This window comes from Gordonia sp. NPDC058843, assembly GCF_042743165.1.
Taxonomy (GTDB): domain Bacteria; phylum Actinomycetota; class Actinomycetes; order Mycobacteriales; family Mycobacteriaceae; genus Gordonia.
Map to the genome: position 1 here is coordinate 59912 of NZ_JBHYNC010000023.1, position 16852 is coordinate 76763.

The window sequence follows — 16852 nt, forward strand, 5'->3', positions numbered from 1 at the left end:
AGGGCCTGGTGAGACACGTTGCGAGACCCTTCGTGGCTCGCTTCGCTCGCACCTCAGGGAGCAGAGGGGGTCTCTCGTGGTCCACGACGGCCGCCAGGCCGCAGAAACTGAGGGGACGCTCGCAAGCTCGCTCCTCTGGGAATATCGAGAACGAGGACCGTATCTGTCCTCTATGGCTCATAGCGTGGTCCTCACACCAATCGAGAGGACAGACATCATGGGCACCTACACTCCGGCAGAACTGAGCGTCGAGGTCACCGGCGAGAAGCACGATCTGCTCACCCTGCTGCAGGATCAGCGCAACATGCTCAAGATCACCGCGCGCGGGCTCTCCGACGCCGACGCCCGGAAGCAGACGACGGTCAGCACCCTCACGATCGGCGCCCTGATCAAGCATCTCGCCCACGGCGAAGAGGGGGCCGCGCGCGTCATCACCGAGCGGGACGAGAACGCCGAGTTCGACATGAGCCGGGCCATGACCGAGTACGTGATGACCGACGACGAGACCATAGCCGGCTGGCTTGCCGAATACGACCGCGCGGCTGCGGAGTTCGATCGCGTGATCGCCGACGCCGAGAGCCTCGACGAGCTGATCCCCCAGCCCACGGCGCCGTGGCAGCCCGAACGCGAATGGCTGTCGATCCGGGTCATGGTCATGCATCTCATCCGGGAAACCGCGCACCACTGCGGCCACGCCGACATCATCCGTGAGGCGTTCGACGGCCAGTCCACCATGGGCGCCATCTCGGAAGGACAGGACTGGGCCGAGGGCTGGGCCGACTCCGAATGGGCACAGTGACACCTGCGGCGGGGTGACCTGACAACTGGCACTCTTCGATCAGTCTCGTCCTTGACCAATCCGCGGACACCCCGGCACCGAAGACGTTGTGAGACTGCCGGTGAGGCGCAGTCCACACCGTAAACAGATTGGATCAACGATGATCAAGCGAGTTCCCCGTGTAGCAGGAGCGTTGACCGGACTGGTCCTCGCCGTCGGCGTGATGGCCGGCTGTTCCAGCGACGACTCTGACACCTCGAGCGAGACCACCGGTGCCGCAACCGAATCCAGCGCCATGATGAGCGAGAGCGCCATGGCCGACCCGGCCGCCAACCTCGTCGGCCCCGGTTGCGCCGCATACGCCGAGGCCAACCCCTCGGGACCGGCCTCGGTCAACGGGATGTCCAGCGTGCCGGTCGCCACCGCGGCTGCCACCAACCCCGAGCTCACGACGCTGACCCAGGCACTCTCGGGACAGCTGAATCCCGAGGTCAACCTCGTGAAGACGCTGAACGAGGGTGAGTTCACCGTGTTCGCGCCGACCGACGACGCCTTCGCGAAGCTGCCCCCGGAGACCGTCGAGACCCTCAAGACCGATGCTGATCTCCTGAACAAGATCCTGACCTACCACGTCGTCGAGGGCCAGGCCACCCCTGACCAGATCGTCGGCGAGCACACCACTCTCGAGGGCCAGCAGGTCACCGTGACCGGATCGGGCGACAACCTGAAGGTCAACGAGTCCGGCGTCGTCTGCGGCGGCGTCACCACGTCGAACGCTCAGGTGTACCTGATCGACACGGTGCTGATGCCCCCGGCCGGCGAGTGATCACCCGATAACAACTGTGTGACACCGCTTCTCACGATTCTCACCGACGCAACCCGTCGGTGAGAATCGTGCTGTGCGGGGGTAGGGCGCGTCGTGCCGTCAGGTTCGCGCAGTCTCCACTGCCTCATCGGAACGCACCCGACTGTCGGACAACGCCGACACCTGGATCGGAACCCCGGTCATGTTGGCCATCCCGGCCAGTCGCTCGAGGTCGGCCGGATCGGACGAGATGAGCGCGTTGACGTTCACACCGCCCGCGCCCAGATCGTTCTCGGCCGCCGCATTCGCCTGAGTCCAGCCACCCGAACCGTTGTGACCCCAGCCGTGCGGAATCGCGACGACCCCGGGCTTGATGTCCTCGGTGATGGTGACGGGCAACGAGATCCACCCGTGCCGGGACGCCACCGTCGCGAGGTCGCCTTCGGCGAGCCCGCGCGCCGTCGCATCGTCGGGGTGCATCCTCGCGGCGTGGGACCGTCCCCCACGCAACAACATCGGTGCGTTGTGTTGCCAGCTGTTCTCCGACCGGATCTCACGCATCCCGATGAGACGCAACGGATATCCCGCGTCGTGGTCGACGGTCAATCGCTCGATCTCGGACATCAGTTCCGGTACGGCCAGACGGATTCGGCCGTCGACGAACGTGACGTTCTTCGTCAGCTGCCCGGGTGCGAGATCGTCGGCGACCACGACCCCGTGCGGGTGGTCTTCGACGAGCCTGCGGTAGGTCAGCCCGCCGCGACGAAGTCCGAATCGGTCTCCGCCCAATCCCATTCGGATGACCAGGTCAGAGACTCGACGCGGCGTGATCGGTCGCCCGACGCGTCGTGCCAGGCGGTTGCCGGCGTGCATGGAACGGATGAGCAGACTCTCCGACGCCAGGAAGCCGACGAGTTCGTTGATCACCGTCCACTCCTCCCGGGCTTCGCCCTGCGGTGGGATGACCGCTTCCGTGGCCTGTTTGAACGGCGTGGTGAACAGCGCCTGGAACGGCAGGAGGAAGTCCTCGCGCTCGTACATCGTGGTTGCCGGCAGGATGTAGTCGGCGCGGGCGTTGGTCTCGTTGCGGTAGATGTCGAGAGACACCATGAGATCGAGTTCGTCCAACGCCGAACGTAATTCGTCACCATTGGGTACCGACAGCACCGGATTGCCCGCACTGACGAACAGGGCGCGGAGTCGGCCGCGACCGGGCGTGGTGATCTCCTTCGCCATCAAAGACGCCGGTGCCGTACCGAGGACCTGCGGCAGATCGCCAACGCGACTTCGACGACCGGCCCATCGGAAGCTCGACACCCGTTGCAGCGCAGCAACACCCAAACGCTGACCGGGAATGCCCAGATCGCCGAACATCGATCCGCCCGGCACGTCCAGGTTGCCGGCGACGAGGTTGACCATGTCCAGGAGCGCGGTCGTCAACGTGCCGGTGCGTCCCAGCGAGGTTCCCACCCGGCCGTACACCGCGGCCCGCTCTGTCCGTGCGAGCGAACGGGCGACCTCGCGCACCCGTTCCGGAGCGATGTCCGTGCGGTCCGCGGTCGCCTCCGGCGCATACGCCGCGACGAGGGTCTCGAGTTCCTCGACGCCCCGCGCCTGACGCCGGAGCCGGTCGCGGTCGGTGAGGTTCTCATCGAACAGAACGTGCAGCAGTGACAGCAGGAACAACGCATCGGTGTCGGGTGTGATCGGTAGCCAGTCGAATTCACGGGCGGTCTCGGTGTGTCGGGGATCGACCACGACGACGGACCCGCCACGCGCGGTGATGGCGTTCAGGCCCTCGCGGATTCGCGGCGAGCTCATCACACTGCCGTGGGACACGACGGGGTTCGCACCGATGATCACCAGGTAGTCGACGCGGTTGATGTCGGGAATCGGGGCGGTCAGCGGGTTTCCGTAGAGGAAGTGGCTGGCGACGAATCGATTGTTCACGTCTTGTGAACCCGCCGAGTACACGTGCGGCGTGCCGAGCAGGTTCATGAAGATCGCGGTCCACAGCGTGTGCCCGGTCGAGAACGTCGCCGGGTTGCCGAAGTACCAGCCGATCGAATCGCTGCCGGAGGCTCGGTGGACCTCGACGAGCCTGCGCCCGATCTCGTCCAGTGCGGTCTCCCACGAGATCTGTTCGAACTCACCGTCGGGGCGTCGACGGAGCGGGTGCCGGAGGCGGTCGGGATCGTTGACGATCTCGGTGAACGCGATCCCCTTGGGGCACGCGAAGCCGCGGGAGAGCGGATGCTGCTTGTCGGGCCGCAGCGATATCAGCCGATCGTCCTCGACGGTGGCGATCATGCCGCACAACGGCTCGCAGATCCGGCAATAGGTGTGCTTCTCCATCGACATAGTGCTTCCCCTAGACCCTCGCGGATGATGGCCGCAGAAGGCTGTTCTGCGGTTCGGTGTGATTCCGTTCACATCTGAGGACAAGTGTTGCATGATGACAGCAACCGAGGCATCCCCAGCGAGGAGGTCCATGTGACCGACAGCGACCCCGACGGCACGCAATCACCCGTGCGCGACGTGATCATCATCGGCGCCGGCCTGTCCGGCATCGACTGTGCCTACCGGCTGAAGGAGGAGAATCCCGACGCCGACTATGTGATCCTCGAACGCCGCGAACGCATGGGCGGGACCTGGGATCTGTTCCGGTATCCCGGCGTGCGCTCCGACAGCGACATCTATTCGTTGAGCTATCCGTTCGAGCCGTGGCGCAAGCCCCGCGCGCTGGCCCACGGGGACGACATCCGGGAGTACATCGAGGACACCGCCCACAAGTTCGCCATCGCCGAACACATCCGCTTCGGTCAGCACGTCCTGACCGCCGACTGGGATTCGTCGACCGACACCTGGACCCTCGGGGTCGAGGTCGGCGAGGATCGGCGCCGCGAGACCCACCGCGCCAGGTTCGTCATCTTCGCGACCGGTTACTACGACTACGACAACCCGTACACGCCGCGGTTCACCGGCGCCGACGATTTCACCGGTCAGATCGTGCATCCGCAGCACTGGCCCGCCGACCTCGACTACCGAGGCAAGCGAATCGTGGTGATCGGGAGCGGCGCGACGGCCGTCAGCCTCATCCCGAGTCTCGCCGAGCAGGCCGAACACGTCACGATGTTGCAGCGCTCGCCGTCGTACATCTTCTCGTCCAAGCAGAAGCAGTACCTCGCGCCGCTGGTGCAGAAACTGCTCCCGCCCCAGGCCGCGCACAAGGTCATCCGCACCCGATATGCGGCGCAGACCGCCGCCATCGTGCACCTCACCCATCGTTTCCCGAAGCTCGGACGGCGGATGATCCGGAGCAACGTCGTGGCGAACCTGCCGGAGGACTATCCGGTCGATCTGCACTTCAATCCCACCTACAACCCGTGGGATCAGCGCATGTGCATGGTCCCCGACGCCGATCTGTTCGCCGACATCGCCGAGGGCACCGTCGAGATGGTCACCGACCACATCGACCGGTTCGACGCGTCGGGGGTGACCCTGACCTCGGGTCGCCACCTCGACGCCGACATCATCGTCACCGCGACCGGGCTGCAACTGCTCGGCTTCGGCGGAACTCGGCTGCGCGTCGACGGCGCAGAGGTGAAACCGCACGATCGCTTCGTCTTCAAGAGCTATCTCATCGAGGACGTCCCGAACCTCGCCTGGTCGGTCGGCTACACGAATGCGTCGTGGACCCTCCGCGCGGACATGACGGCGCGCGCAGTCGCCGATCTGGTGAGGTACATGCGCACCAACGGCTACACCCATGCCTATCCCCACCTCGGTTCGGAGGTCATGGGTTCGCGGCCGCTGTGGGACCTCAAGGCGGGGTACGTCGAAAGGTCCCCGGAGGCGTTGCCGAAGTCGGGCACCCGCGGTCACTGGCAGGTGCGGCACAACTACTACCGCGACGCGATCGACCACCGGATCAACAAGGTCGAGGACTCGATGGTGTTCGGTCGGGTCTGACCCGGCTCCGCATAGGGGCCGAAGTAGGTGTCGGCCGCCCGGCCCGCAGCGTTACGTAGGTGTGGTCCAAACGGTCGAGATTTCGCCTCAGCACCGTGAATATGCTGGTCAGGCCTTGCTCCCAGCTCTTCGGCGCGCCGATACTGAGCTCGGTGAGCGAGCCGCCTCACTGAACCCGCCCCGCCTCCGCGGAGCGCCACTCCACGGCATGTGACCCAGCCGGAGTGGACCAGTAGGAGCTGCGAGATGACCTATCCGCCCGGTCCCCCGACTCACCCGTCGACCCCATACGGCGCGGTTCCGCCGCGGCCCGACAGCCGGCGTGCGCTCACCCTCGTGCTCGGCGCGATCGTCGTCGTGCTCGCCCTCATCCTCGCCGCGGGAATCGTCTTCGTGGTCAAGGCTCGTGACGGGGACATCTACGTCCCCGGCCTCACTCTGACCGCGGCCAACGACCCGGGGATCGACCCGTTCACCGATCCCGTGCTCGTGGCCGGTGCCGGTGACCTGCCGGAGAATGTGGCTCTCACGGGCACCGCGGGCGCGGCCGATCTCGGTGGGCGTGCGGTGAACGGCACCGACGCCGGGTTGTACGGCTCCGGCGACGCCGCGGCCTGCGACACCGCCGCACTGAGCAACCGACTGCTCGCCGATCCACCGGCGGCCCGCGCCTGGGCCGGCGTCTACGGCATCGGCACCGCCGACATCCCGCACTACCTGAACACCCTCACCCCGGTGGTGCTGACCACCGACACCTGGGTCACCAACCACTCGTACACCTCCGGCCGGGCGGTCCCGTTTCAGTCGGTCCTACAGCGTGGGACCGCGGTCTACGTCGACTCTGCCGGCGTCCCGCGTGCGATGTGCTCGTGTGGCAATCCGCTCGCCCCGCCGGCCGCCGCCCCGCTCGGTGGGTATCGGCTCGAGGGACAGACCTGGGAGGGTTACAAGACCCGATCGGTCACCCGGATCGCGTACAACAACCAGAACGTCACCGCGGTCGGCAAGTCGACGACCATCGTTCCCGCGCCGCCGGCCCCCGACGCCGGCGCGCCCGCCGGCGACGTGCTCCAGTTGCTGAACTTTCTCACCGGACAGATCTTTTCGCAGCCACCGGGTGGACTGCTCGACCTGAGCGGCTTTCCCCCACCGTCCGGCCCCCTGCCCACACCGGCCGCGTTGAACACCCCGTTCGTGGCCGACACCGAGGAAGACGCCGAGCACAACGGCCTCATCGCACCGGGGAACCCCGCGGCCGAGCCGGCCCTCGAGAAGCGGGCCGAGGAGCACGACGGCCTGCCCGAAGGAGCCCCGCCCTCGGACTCACCGGCTCCGGACCCCGCTGGACCGGACTCCCCTGGACCGGACTCCGCTGGACCGGACTCCTCGGCACCGGTCTCCGGCGGGCCGGACAGCCCGGGTCCGGAGTCCGACGCCCCGGCCCCGGATGCATCCGCACCGCCTTCCGACGCTCCCGCCCCGGAGGCGCCCGGTTACGAGGCGCCGGGTTCGGAGGTCCCCGGACCGGCGTCGGAACCCGGCGCGCCGGGCGGAGCCCCGGCGACTCCGACATCGTTCAGTGGCTCAGGGGAGGTCGTCGGCGGTTTCAGCTTCGACGACGCCGGGTTGTCGGTGGGCTGTACGGTGCCGCCCGGCACTCCCACCCTCGGCACCGTCGCGCTCTCGTGCACCGACGGCGTGACCAGGTCCGTTGCCGCCTCGGAATTGCAACGCACCTCGGTGTCGGGTTCCACCAGCAGCACGGGTGTGTGGACTCTGACGCTGACGGCGGTCGGGGCCCCGAAGACGGTGTCCGTCCGCACGGCGAACTGGGTCGTCGTTCCGCCTGCCGCCCCGGCGTCCGATCCTCCCGCACCTGGACCACCTGCGACGGATCCGCCTGCGGTGTCCACGCACGCCGCGCCGCCCGCGGCGGAGGCCCCCGACGAGACGACCACGACGACCACGACGAACCCACCCCCGCCGGAAGCCCCCGCATCGCCGGAGACACCTGCGGGAACGCCCTAGCCGCCGACGCCGGTGTGAGCTGTCCAACAGCAGGCACCGTGGGACGTCCGTACCATCGCGCGCATGTCTGCTCTGACGACGTCGACGCGACGCCCCGCCCGTGACCTCCGTCCAGAATCCGTCCGTCGGCGCGTGCGCAGGCGTCTGGCGAGCGTCGCAGTCGTGGCGACGATGGTGTCGCTGGTGATGCTCGCACCGAGCGCGCAGGCAGACCGTGTCATCAACGGGCATCTGGTCGGCGGGAAGATCGAACAGGCCTACGCCTCGACCGGCGGCTTTTTCAAGTGGGGTGTCCCGACCGGTCCCGAGCGCGCGGCCGCCAAGCGAGGTCGTTTCCAGACGTTCTCCCGCGACACGTCGTTCTACTGGCATCCCGCTGCCGACGGCGGCACTGCGCATCAGGTCGGCGGCGCCATCCGGAGTCGCTGGCAGAAGGCCGGGGGTGAGCGTGGCGCGCTGGGTTACCCGGTCACCAACGAGTACCGGTCGGGCAGCGGACGGAGCAACGACTTCCAGGGCGGCGTGGTCACGTGGTCCAAGACCGGCGGCGCACAGATCGTCTGGGGTCAGATCCGCCAGAAGTGGGAGAACACCGGCGGCGCCGGCGGGTACTTCGGGGTTCCGCTCGGCGGCGAGTACCGAACCGGCGGCCGGTTCGCCCAGGACTTCCTGAACGGCACCATCTTCTGGCCCTGATGGCCGGAACCACCGCCCGTCACTAGGACGTCCAAGTATCGTCGTCGGTATGGCTCCGCGACCTTCCTCCACGAACAGCATCGACGGGATCCTCCGCAGGTCCGCCGCGCGACATCCCCAACGCACCGCGCTGATCTTCGACGACCGCACCTTTACCTACCGCCAGCTCGACGACGCCGTGACCGCTGCCGCGGCCGGCCTGTTGGCCCGCGGTCTGGAGCAGGGGGACCGCGTCGCTGCCTACGGCACCAACTCGGATGCCTACGCCATCGGCTTCCTGGCGTGTTGTCGTGCCGGACTCGTCCACGTCCCGATCAACTACGCGTTGCGAGGTGACGAGCTCCGCTATCTCGTGGTGCAGTCGGGTGCACGCGCGGTGCTGGTCGACCCGGCACTGTCCGACCGGATCGACGAGATCCACGGCGATCTCGCCGACGTCGAGGTGGTGGTGCCACTCCGCGACGCCGACGATTCGCTGCTTGCGTCAGCCGCGTCCGAACCGGCCGTCGAGTTCGATTCCCGAGCTGCCGGAGACGACCTGGCGCAGCTGTTGTACACCTCGGGGACCACGTCGAAACCCAAGGGCGCCATGATGACCCACTCGGCACTGATCAGCGAGTACGTGTCGTCGGTGATCGCCCTGGACTTCACCGCCGACGACAATCCACTGATCGCCATGCCGCTCTACCACTCGGCGGGCATGCACGTCTTCATGCTGCCGTACCTCTCGGTGGGCGCGACCGTCCGACTCATGGCGACCCCGGACATCCCGGAGATCCTGCGTCGCGTCGAGTCCGAACGCATCGGTTCGCTGTTCCTCGCACCGACCGTCTGGGTTCCCCTGGCCAATCACCCGGACCTCGACACCAGCGACCTCTCCTCCCTGCGGAAAGCCCAGTACGGCGCGTCGATCATGCCGGTGACCGTGCTGAACCGACTCCGGGACCGATTCCCCGGCATGCAGTTCTACAACTGCTTCGGCCAGTCCGAGATCGGACCGCTCGCAACGGTTCTGCGCCCCGAAGAGCACGAGGACCGACCGTCGTCGTGCGGCCGCCCGGTGTTCTTCGTCGAGACCCGCGTCGTCGACACCGACGGCAACGACGTGGAGCCCGGGGTTCCCGGTGAGATCCTCTACCGCTCCCCGCAACTCTGCCGCGGATACTGGGAGAACCCCGAGGCCACCGACGAGGCCTTCCGCGACGGCTGGTTTCACTCCGGCGACCTGGTCACCCGCGATGCCGAGGGATACATCACGGTGGTCGACCGCATCAAGGACGTGATCAACACCGGCGGAATCCTCGTCGCCTCGCGTGAGGTCGAGGACACGATCTACACCCACGAGGCGGTGTCGGAGGTGGCCGTCATCGGCGAGCCGGACGAGAAGTGGATCGAGGCCATCACCGCGGTCGTCGTGGTGCGGGACGGCCAGTCGGTGACCGAGGAGGCATTGATCGAGCACGTCCGATCCCGGATCGCCCCGTTCAAGGTCCCGAAGAAGGTGCGGTTCGTCGACGAACTCCCCCGCAATCAGAGCGGCAAATTGCTCAAGCGGGAGCTGCGCACGCAGTGACGGCCTGGCGACGAGCCGCCTCCGCTCAACACGGTCATGCCCGCGAAAACCGTTGTGCCGCAGCCACTGCCGCGTCGATGTGGGCATGCGCGGTGGCGGGCCCGAGGATGCCCTGCAGGACTGCCGAGGTCACCTCACCTCGGGGTGAGACCATCGCCCGTAGCCGGTGGCCGAGATCGGCGGGGAGCGCCAGTCGCAGTTCGCCGAACCAGTTCCCGAGCAGATCCACGAGAGCATCGACGGTCTTCTCGTCGTCGGTGAACGGCAGACCGACGCTGGTGAAGCCATCGGCGAGGTCGTAGGCGGATCGGCTCCACCGGCCGTCGAAACCGTAGACGAATCCGATCCACATGCCGTCGGTGCGCTGCCTCTGGAGGTAGGGCGCGATCGCCGGTTCCCACCACTCCGGCGCTCCGTCGAGCAGGTCCGTCTCCGGCTCACCGAAGTACGCCGCACCCTCGCGGAAGTACGTCTCGGAGTACTCGTGATCGTGTCCGACGAGGACCGCGCGGTCGGCACCGAGCAGCACCACGTCGGCCCAGTTCCCGCCGCCGTCGTCGAAGTGCCACCCGTCCGGGGTCGCCTGCGCTCCCTGCGCCCAGCGTTCCCCTCGCACGGCCAGAACTGCGGCGTAGGCAGCCCACCGGGGCCGCATCTCCGCCGGGCTCGGCAGGTCGACCGTACGCAACGCCATGTCGTGACACCTCTCTGCCGGGTTTGTGCGAACCCGCACCCCACCAGGGTATTGTCGCCGGCCCCGGCCTTCTCTTCTACCGGCATTCAACCCCCGAAAAGCACTGAACAGGAACGGAATACCTGACCGATCGACGACCGGGGCACGTTCGCAGTACGGTGTGGACCGTGACTCGATGGCATCGCAAGGTTCTGACACTGGTCGCGTGCGCAGCGGTCGTGATCGGGAGTTCCGGTGCCGCCGGAATCGTTGGCACCGGCCCGGCGATCGCCTCGCCCCTCGGCGACGCCGGTTCGGTGGTCTCGTCGAGGCCGCTGGCGCCGCAGTTCTGGGTGCCCGGTTCCGCCGACGCCACCGTTCTGACCTACGTCACCACCGACTCGTTCGGCGACAAGGCCCTGAGCACCGGGTCCGTGTTCATCCCGAAGGGCACCGCCCCACGCGGCGGCTGGCCGGTGATCTCGTGGGCGCACGGGACCTCCGGATTGGGCGACGACTGCGCGCCCTCGGTCCGGGGACCGGGCCTACCCGAGCGCGACCTGCCCTATCTGGCGAAGTGGATGCAGCAGGGCTACGCCATCGTCGCCAGCGACTACGCCGGCCTGGGAACCCCCGGTCTCCATGCCTACCTCGACGGCCGGACCGCGGCGCACAACGTCGTCGACATGGTGCGAGCCGGTCGGGAGTACACGGCGAGTTTTCCTGCTGCCCAACAGTTGTCCCGGTCCTGGGCGGCGGTCGGGCAGTCCCAGGGTGGCGGCGCGGCGATCTACACCGCGCGCTACGCCACCGAGTTCGGCGGTCCCGAGCTCGACTATCGGGGTGCCGTCGGCACCGGCACGCCGGCCTACATCGAACGTCTCGTCCAGATCGCCGGCCCGGGCGTACCTCCGGTCGCGATCACACCGGCGCTGACCGCATACCTGAGCTACATCACCGCCGGTCTCCGCCACGCTCATCCCGAGCTCGGCATCGACCGCATTCTCACCCCCACCGGCCGCAAGTACGTATCGCTCGCCGAGACCCGGTGTGTCGCCGACTTCGAGGAGCAACTCCGGGGCGTCTCCCTCGGGGACTACTTCAGCGCGCCGCTGAGCAGCCTGCCGAACTTCGCCGCGACCCTCGCCGACTACATGGCCATGCCCGAAAAGGGTTTCGACAGGCCATTTTTCATGGGCCACGGCGTCCTCGACACTGACGTGCCGTACCCCACCACCGCGGCGTACGCGGCGACCCTGACCGCCAACAGGCAACCGGTGAACTTCCGGACGTACCCGAGCGACCACAGCGGAACGCTGGTCCGGTCGCAAGCCGACACCATCCCCTTCCTCGAGCGGGTGTTCGGCAAGTAGGCGCTCGGCGCCCCGGCGAGCATCACACCCCGGCACCGGGGTGGCGTCGTGACATGGCACGATGGACAGCATCGGTTGAGCAGCTGCCGTCACACTTTCGCCGGGACGGGGCCGCTGGTCGGCCCGCGTCCCCCGTGGAGAGGGCCGGCACCGATGCAGCCAGAACATTCTGACGCCGTGATCGTCGACGACAGCGGCCCGAGTGCCGGACGCGCCCTGATGTCGGTGGTGTCCGCGGCACACGAGCAACTCGTGATCCTGACCGTGGAGGGCAGCATCGACGTGCTCACCGCTCCCCAACTGTCCGAGGCGGTCTCCGAGGCGCTGAGCGGGCAGCCGGACGGTCTGATCATCGACCTGACGACCACCGAGTTCTTGGCCTCGGCCGGGATGGCGACGCTCGTCGCCGCACACGAGGCCATCGCGCCCCGGGGCATGTTCGGGGTCGTGGCCGCCGGACCGGCGACGGCTCGACCCCTCACCGTGATGGGACTCGATCAGACGATGGTGCTCTACCCGACACTGAACGATGCGGTCACGGCCATGACCACCACCGGGGGGCTGGCCGACCGTCCGGCGGGATAGGCACAGATGGCTTCGATCTCATCGGCCCACCGACGCCCCACGGACGCGGACGGCAGGGACTTCGAGGGTGGCCTCGCACTCTCGGTCACGTCGACTCCCGAGTCCGCCCATCGCTTCCGGCAGTACTTCGGGGAGTGGCTGGACGCGACGCTCGACCTCGACGCCGAGCGCCGCAGTGACATCGTCCTCGCGGTCTACGAGGCCGTGGCCAACGCGGCCGAGCACGCCTACGCCGCCGACGCCCGGTCGCCCGGCACCGGACCGTCCGGCCCGCGGTCCGGAATCATCGAGGTCCGGGCGCGCACGACTCGCGAGGAATCGCTCGAGGTCACCGTCACCGATACCGGGCGCTGGGCACCCGACGCGTCGTCGTCTCCATATCGCGGTCGCGGACTGGCACTGATCTCGGCACTCACCGACGCATCGGAACTGACCAGCGGGCCCGAGGGGACCTCGGTGAGGCTGTGCTGGCATCAGCGCCTCCGCGTCTGAAGGTCACCTCCGGGGTTTGTCCCCAGGGCTGGGGACACAACCGCTGGTTGTCGGTTCACAACCCCTGCCTGACTGAGCCGGGTCGCGTTCCTAGGGGTACGGTTCGAGCAAGGGTTCGTCGTGGGTCTGTTCAACCGACCAAGTCTGTCGGCCAAGTCACCTAACCTGAACCCCGAAGGCGGGTTCGGGGCCGGCCGTCGAAACAGTCGGTGGAGCGTGCTCCCGATCCCTTTATCGCTGCACCATGCGCATGTACGTCAGCGCACGAGGAAGGGAGTCGAGATGACCGACTTCACCGTGGACTCGAACATCGACGACGCGTGGCGGACGTTCGCGTTGCATGTCGGCGATCGCCTGTCGCATCTCGAGCCGGGCGGAACCCTCACGATCCAGCAAGACCCGATGATCCCGGAGGGCCCGCACGGGACGCTGCGGTTCACGGTCACCGGTTCGCGCCGGCTTCGCTGCACGATCGATGACACCGACCTGCACCCCACCCCGGAGTATTTCGACGAGCACCTGGAACTGCTCGCCTCCCTCGGGTGGCGGCGCCTGCGCAACGGCACCCACATCTTCGAGGTCGGCCGACGCCGCGTGGATCAGCTCGCGCACGTGACGGTGCTGACGCTGCGCCAGGTCTGGGAGGTCGTGCATCCGGCGTTCCTCGACCACTCGCCCGCCGCGCGCTCCGAACCCCGGATCGAGGTCGCGGTCCAACCCCACGATGCCGACCATCTGCGTGCTCTGCTCGTCGGCTCGCTCGAAGACCTCACCGGCTGCCGCATCCAGACCGACGCCGACGGCGACATCGCCCTGCCCACCAAACCCGTCTCGTCGTGGCTGAGTCCGCGCAGCGACGCCCCGCGCTTCGAGTTCTTCGCCCGACTGGCCGGTGACATCACCGACCGCAGGCGCGCGGCCGACATCGTCGCGGCCCAGCCGACGATGGGTTCGGCAGTGCGCGTGCACCTGCTCGAGGACGAGGTGTTCGCGACCCTCACCGTCGAATGCGCCGTCTTCCACCCGCACAACCTGAGCTCGGCCCTGGCCGAATGGTTCTCCTTCCTGGCCGATTGCGCCCCGTCCGTCATCGCCAAGGTCGGCGAGGACGCCCCGCTGACCGCGAGGAACGACCGCCGGCTCCCCGACGCGCTGCAGACGCTGCTCGAACTCGACCCCGACGGCCGGTCGCTCAGCGCCCGCGAAGTGGCCAAGATCTGCCACTACAACCAGGCCGACATCCTCTCCTACATCAACACCAGCGAGGAGCAGCACCTCACGTGGCAGCGGTCGGCGGTCGACGCCGCCGCTGCGTCGGACTCGGAGGAGGCCGACGCCTGTCGCCACGAAGCCGCGGCCTGGCAGGCAACCACGCACAACCTGCGGGCCGCGCTGCGAGTCGTCGTGCTGTCCGACGACGACACCGCCGACAGCGGCTCGCCGGCGAAGTGATCCCGGCAAATCGGTAGCCCAGGCTCCGGGGACGTAGTCTGCGCGGACGATTTTCGTCGACGGGCATCGCCCTGACGCTGCACGAGGGGTTCAATCGGTTAGGCCACCCTCAGTGGTTCGCGTCATCGATCGGAGCGCTCGTATGGCCATCACCACGGATCGCGGCGCACTCACGTTCACCTTTCCCGAACTGGGTCGCGATGCGCGGTTACATGTCACGTTCCAGCGAGCGCTGCGCACCCCCGGACCGGTCGGACGAAGCGGGCCGGTCGGTGGCGACGCCGCACTCCGCCTCGCCCAGGGCTCACCCGACGGCGACGCGCACGCGACCATCCCGATGTGGCAATCCGAGGCCACCTGGCTGGATTTCTCGTCGCCGCACCTGCACCCGTTCCTGGTGATGGTCGGCGTCGACGGTGTCAACGCCATCAGCGGTCGAGCGTTCACCGGCACGCCCGACTTCGGCGCCGACGATTACCTCGAGGTACCCACGCAACCGTCTCTGGCCTCGTATCGGGGTGCGGCCGGCGACGGGCGCGACGACCGTCAGTTCGTCGCGCCCTCGACGCACGCCGTCGAGCACGGAGGCCTGACCGGGACACTCTTGCAGTTGACGGTGATCCCGATGCGCGCCGATGCATGGGCCCGACGCCGGCGCCACCTGCCGTCGGAACCCGGAACCTGCGTGCTCTGCGACTTCTCTCGCGCCGAGCAGTCCCGTGCGCGCCCCCGCCTCACCGCGCCGCGCGTGACGGGTCCCCTGGAGTCCGCCGACACCTGGCATCCGACGACATCCGCGGCCGCCGCGGTGCGGATCGTCAACTCGATCACGTGGAAGTCGCTGACCGGAGAACCGGTGCCACGCGCCGCGCTGACGAGCGTCGACTACGCCGATCACGGCCTCCCCTGGGCCCCCGTCTACGAGGAGACGGTCGAGCACTCGACACCGCGGTAGCTCTGTCGCGGGTGTCGCCCCGGGTGTCTGCTCCGCGTCGTACTATGCGGATCCGGTCCGCGTATGTCCCGCCCAGGAGGAGCCCGCATGTCCCCCGATTTCGACGCCGTCCTCGAGGCGGCCTGGCGGGACTTCGCCGACACTCTCGCGGTCCGCGTGCCACGCCTTCTGCCCGGACAGACCTTGGCGATCGTCGAGGCGGCCGCCGGGGGCTGGCGGCGGCGGATGACCTTCGCGGTGACCGGAACCCTCGGCTCGACCGACCGTCTTCGCTGCACCATCTCCGCGGGCGATCTCACCTGGACCGACAGGGACCGGTGGATGCGCCAGGCCACCTACATCGTCGACCGTGGCTGGTGTCGGCTGGAGGGCCGCAGCGCCTTCTGTTTCGAGGTCGAACCCGACCGGTTCACCGACCTCGCCGGCGCCGCCGTGCGAGCCCTGCGCGAGGTGTGGGGCGTCATCCACCCGTCGTTCGTCAGCATCGGCGACCCGTCGTTCGCCCGCCACCACTCTCCCCTGCCCGACGACGAGTCGGACACCGGTCGGGACCAGAGCCTGCCACCGGAGCCGGTCCGACCGGTCGGCGACGATCCGGACGACACCGTCCGTACCAACGACGCCGACACCCTCCGCTTCACCGCCCTCGCCCGCTTTGTCGATGCCCCCGTCGAGCGCGGGGTGGTACCGCAGTCGAAGGACCATCTCGTCGAGCTCGCCCGCGCCGCGATGACCGCGGCCGGTCGTCCGGCGGTGGTCAGCCCGCGTAAGGCCATCTTCCTGCGATCGACGGGAACCTCGCTGCTGCGGCCCACCCGCGATGCGCGTTCGCTGGAGATCGTGACCATCCTCAGTTCGTCGGTGCCCGCACCCTCGCTGCTCGGGATGGTCGTCGCGGAGTTCTCCCCTCGGTGGCCCGAAGTCGCGGTGGTCGTGCGCAACGGGCTCGTCTTTGCCCAGCGACGGATCGACGTCGCGGTCTTCAGTCCCGCCAATCTCGATGCCGCCCTCCGACGCTGGGACGACTTCGCCGGCTCGGCGCGTGGCGAGATGATCCGGCGACTCGACAGCAGCCCGAAACTGGACCGCAGACGACAAGGTGGCCGGCTGCCCGGAGCGCTCCTGGCCCTCTTGCGGGTCAGCCAGAAAGTCGACAACAAGCTGTCCCCGAAGACCGTCCTCTTGGCGTGCCACCAGGATCCGGAGCGCGTGCACGAGTTCTTCGACATCTGCGCCGCCGAGATGCGCGAGTGGATGGACAATCTCACGACCGCCCGCAAGGCCGAACTCGGCGATGAGGAGATCGCACTGTGCGAGGCCGAACATCAGGCCTACGCCCGCGTCGCTCGGTTGCTCCTCACCGCGATGGACCTGGCCGACGGGACGTCGCCCGGGACTGATCCGGGCAAGTAGGGTCCCTGCTCCCTAATCCGAAAGAACCGCATAACCCCTGCTCCCTGAGGTGCGAGG

General features: G+C 68.1%; 14 protein-coding genes. 12 read left to right on the forward strand and 2 right to left on the reverse strand.

All coding sequences use genetic code 11. The annotated features are described in order from the left end of the window. The first annotated feature begins 217 nt into the window (after nucleotides 1–217). Complete coding sequence (locus tag ACFW3F_RS15925) at nucleotides 218–799, forward strand: DinB family protein (RefSeq protein ID WP_388058962.1); 582 nt, start codon at nucleotides 218–220, stop codon at nucleotides 797–799. Nucleotides 800–938: 139 nt separating this feature from the next. Then, nucleotides 939–1604 (forward strand): fasciclin domain-containing protein, encoded by a 666-nt coding sequence (locus ACFW3F_RS15930; RefSeq protein WP_388058963.1) that lies wholly within the window; start codon nucleotides 939–941, stop codon nucleotides 1602–1604. A 99-nt stretch (nucleotides 1605–1703) separates the two neighbouring features. On the opposite strand, the gene ACFW3F_RS15935 is transcribed toward ACFW3F_RS15930, so the two are convergent. Then, entirely contained in the window at nucleotides 1704–3944 is a 2241-nt protein-coding gene (locus tag ACFW3F_RS15935) for a molybdopterin-dependent oxidoreductase (RefSeq protein WP_388058965.1), read from the reverse strand. A 132-nt stretch (nucleotides 3945–4076) separates the two neighbouring features. On the opposite strand from ACFW3F_RS15935, the gene ACFW3F_RS15940 reads away from it, so the two are divergent. The 4 genes from ACFW3F_RS15940 to ACFW3F_RS15955 all read left to right on the forward strand — a co-directional run bounded on the left by ACFW3F_RS15940 (nucleotide 4077) and on the right by ACFW3F_RS15955 (nucleotide 9852). Then, nucleotides 4077–5555 carry a flavin-containing monooxygenase gene (locus tag ACFW3F_RS15940; RefSeq protein ID WP_388058967.1) on the forward strand — a complete coding sequence of 493 codons (1479 nt, stop codon included), beginning with the start codon at nucleotides 4077–4079 and terminating at the stop codon, nucleotides 5553–5555. A gap of 246 nt (nucleotides 5556–5801) precedes the next feature. Further along, nucleotides 5802–7583, forward strand: coding sequence for a DUF6777 domain-containing protein (locus ACFW3F_RS15945; protein ID WP_388058969.1), 1782 nt, complete (start codon nucleotides 5802–5804; stop codon nucleotides 7581–7583). Nucleotides 7584–7646: 63 nt separating this feature from the next. Then, a complete protein-coding gene (locus ACFW3F_RS15950) occupies nucleotides 7647–8279 on the forward strand; it encodes an LGFP repeat-containing protein (RefSeq protein ID WP_388058971.1) in 633 nt (210 codons plus the stop codon). A gap of 49 nt (nucleotides 8280–8328) precedes the next feature. Beyond that, nucleotides 8329–9852, forward strand: a complete 1524-nt coding sequence (locus tag ACFW3F_RS15955) for an acyl-CoA synthetase (protein ID WP_388058972.1) — start codon at nucleotides 8329–8331, stop codon at nucleotides 9850–9852. Nucleotides 9853–9886: 34 nt separating this feature from the next. On the opposite strand, the gene ACFW3F_RS15960 is transcribed toward ACFW3F_RS15955, so the two are convergent. Next, a complete protein-coding gene (locus tag ACFW3F_RS15960; RefSeq protein WP_388058974.1) occupies nucleotides 9887–10546 on the reverse strand; it encodes a hypothetical protein in 660 nt (219 codons plus the stop codon). 158 nt (nucleotides 10547–10704) lie between these two features. On the opposite strand from ACFW3F_RS15960, the gene ACFW3F_RS15965 reads away from it, so the two are divergent. The 6 genes from ACFW3F_RS15965 to ACFW3F_RS15990 all read left to right on the forward strand — a co-directional run bounded on the left by ACFW3F_RS15965 (nucleotide 10705) and on the right by ACFW3F_RS15990 (nucleotide 16795). Continuing rightward, nucleotides 10705–11898: a lipase family protein gene (locus ACFW3F_RS15965; RefSeq protein WP_388058976.1), complete on the forward strand. Its 1194-nt coding sequence runs from the start codon at nucleotides 10705–10707 to the stop codon at nucleotides 11896–11898. 153 nt (nucleotides 11899–12051) lie between these two features. Next, on the forward strand, nucleotides 12052–12483 hold the full coding sequence (locus ACFW3F_RS15970) for an STAS domain-containing protein (protein WP_388058978.1): 432 nt from the start codon (nucleotides 12052–12054) through the stop codon (nucleotides 12481–12483). A 6-nt stretch (nucleotides 12484–12489) separates the two neighbouring features. Then, the gene (locus ACFW3F_RS15975) at nucleotides 12490–12975 is read left to right on the forward strand and encodes an ATP-binding protein (RefSeq protein ID WP_388058980.1); all 486 of its coding nucleotides are present in this window, start codon (nucleotides 12490–12492) and stop codon (nucleotides 12973–12975) included. 282 nt (nucleotides 12976–13257) lie between these two features. Next, on the forward strand, nucleotides 13258–14427 hold the full coding sequence (locus ACFW3F_RS15980) for a hypothetical protein (protein WP_388058982.1): 1170 nt from the start codon (nucleotides 13258–13260) through the stop codon (nucleotides 14425–14427). Nucleotides 14428–14569: 142 nt separating this feature from the next. Then, nucleotides 14570–15382 carry a hypothetical protein gene (locus ACFW3F_RS15985; RefSeq protein WP_388058984.1) on the forward strand — a complete coding sequence of 271 codons (813 nt, stop codon included), beginning with the start codon at nucleotides 14570–14572 and terminating at the stop codon, nucleotides 15380–15382. An 87-nt stretch (nucleotides 15383–15469) separates the two neighbouring features. Further along, a complete protein-coding gene (locus ACFW3F_RS15990) occupies nucleotides 15470–16795 on the forward strand; it encodes a hypothetical protein (RefSeq protein WP_388058986.1) in 1326 nt (441 codons plus the stop codon). The last annotated feature ends 57 nt before the right edge of the window (nucleotides 16796–16852 follow it).

What these genes read in the sequence shown, in the direction of transcription:
- ACFW3F_RS15985 (WP_388058984.1), top strand. Translation starts at nt 14,570, where the DNA reads ATGGCCATCACCACGGATCGCGGCGCACTCACGTTCACCTTTCCCGAA.
- ACFW3F_RS15980 (WP_388058982.1), top strand. Translation starts at nt 13,258, where the DNA reads ATGACCGACTTCACCGTGGACTCGAACATCGACGACGCGTGGCGGACG.
- ACFW3F_RS15975 (WP_388058980.1), top strand. Translation starts at nt 12,490, where the DNA reads ATGGCTTCGATCTCATCGGCCCACCGACGCCCCACGGACGCGGACGGC.
- ACFW3F_RS15930 (WP_388058963.1), top strand. Translation starts at nt 939, where the DNA reads ATGATCAAGCGAGTTCCCCGTGTAGCAGGAGCGTTGACCGGACTGGTC.
- ACFW3F_RS15960 (WP_388058974.1), bottom strand. Translation starts at nt 10,546, where the DNA reads ATGGCGTTGCGTACGGTCGACCTGCCGAGCCCGGCGGAGATGCGGCCC.
- ACFW3F_RS15990 (WP_388058986.1), top strand. Translation starts at nt 15,470, where the DNA reads ATGTCCCCCGATTTCGACGCCGTCCTCGAGGCGGCCTGGCGGGACTTC.
- ACFW3F_RS15935 (WP_388058965.1), bottom strand. Translation starts at nt 3,944, where the DNA reads ATGTCGATGGAGAAGCACACCTATTGCCGGATCTGCGAGCCGTTGTGC.
- ACFW3F_RS15970 (WP_388058978.1), top strand. Translation starts at nt 12,052, where the DNA reads ATGCAGCCAGAACATTCTGACGCCGTGATCGTCGACGACAGCGGCCCG.
- ACFW3F_RS15950 (WP_388058971.1), top strand. Translation starts at nt 7,647, where the DNA reads ATGTCTGCTCTGACGACGTCGACGCGACGCCCCGCCCGTGACCTCCGT.
- ACFW3F_RS15945 (WP_388058969.1), top strand. Translation starts at nt 5,802, where the DNA reads ATGACCTATCCGCCCGGTCCCCCGACTCACCCGTCGACCCCATACGGC.
- ACFW3F_RS15925 (WP_388058962.1), top strand. Translation starts at nt 218, where the DNA reads ATGGGCACCTACACTCCGGCAGAACTGAGCGTCGAGGTCACCGGCGAG.
- ACFW3F_RS15955 (WP_388058972.1), top strand. Translation starts at nt 8,329, where the DNA reads ATGGCTCCGCGACCTTCCTCCACGAACAGCATCGACGGGATCCTCCGC.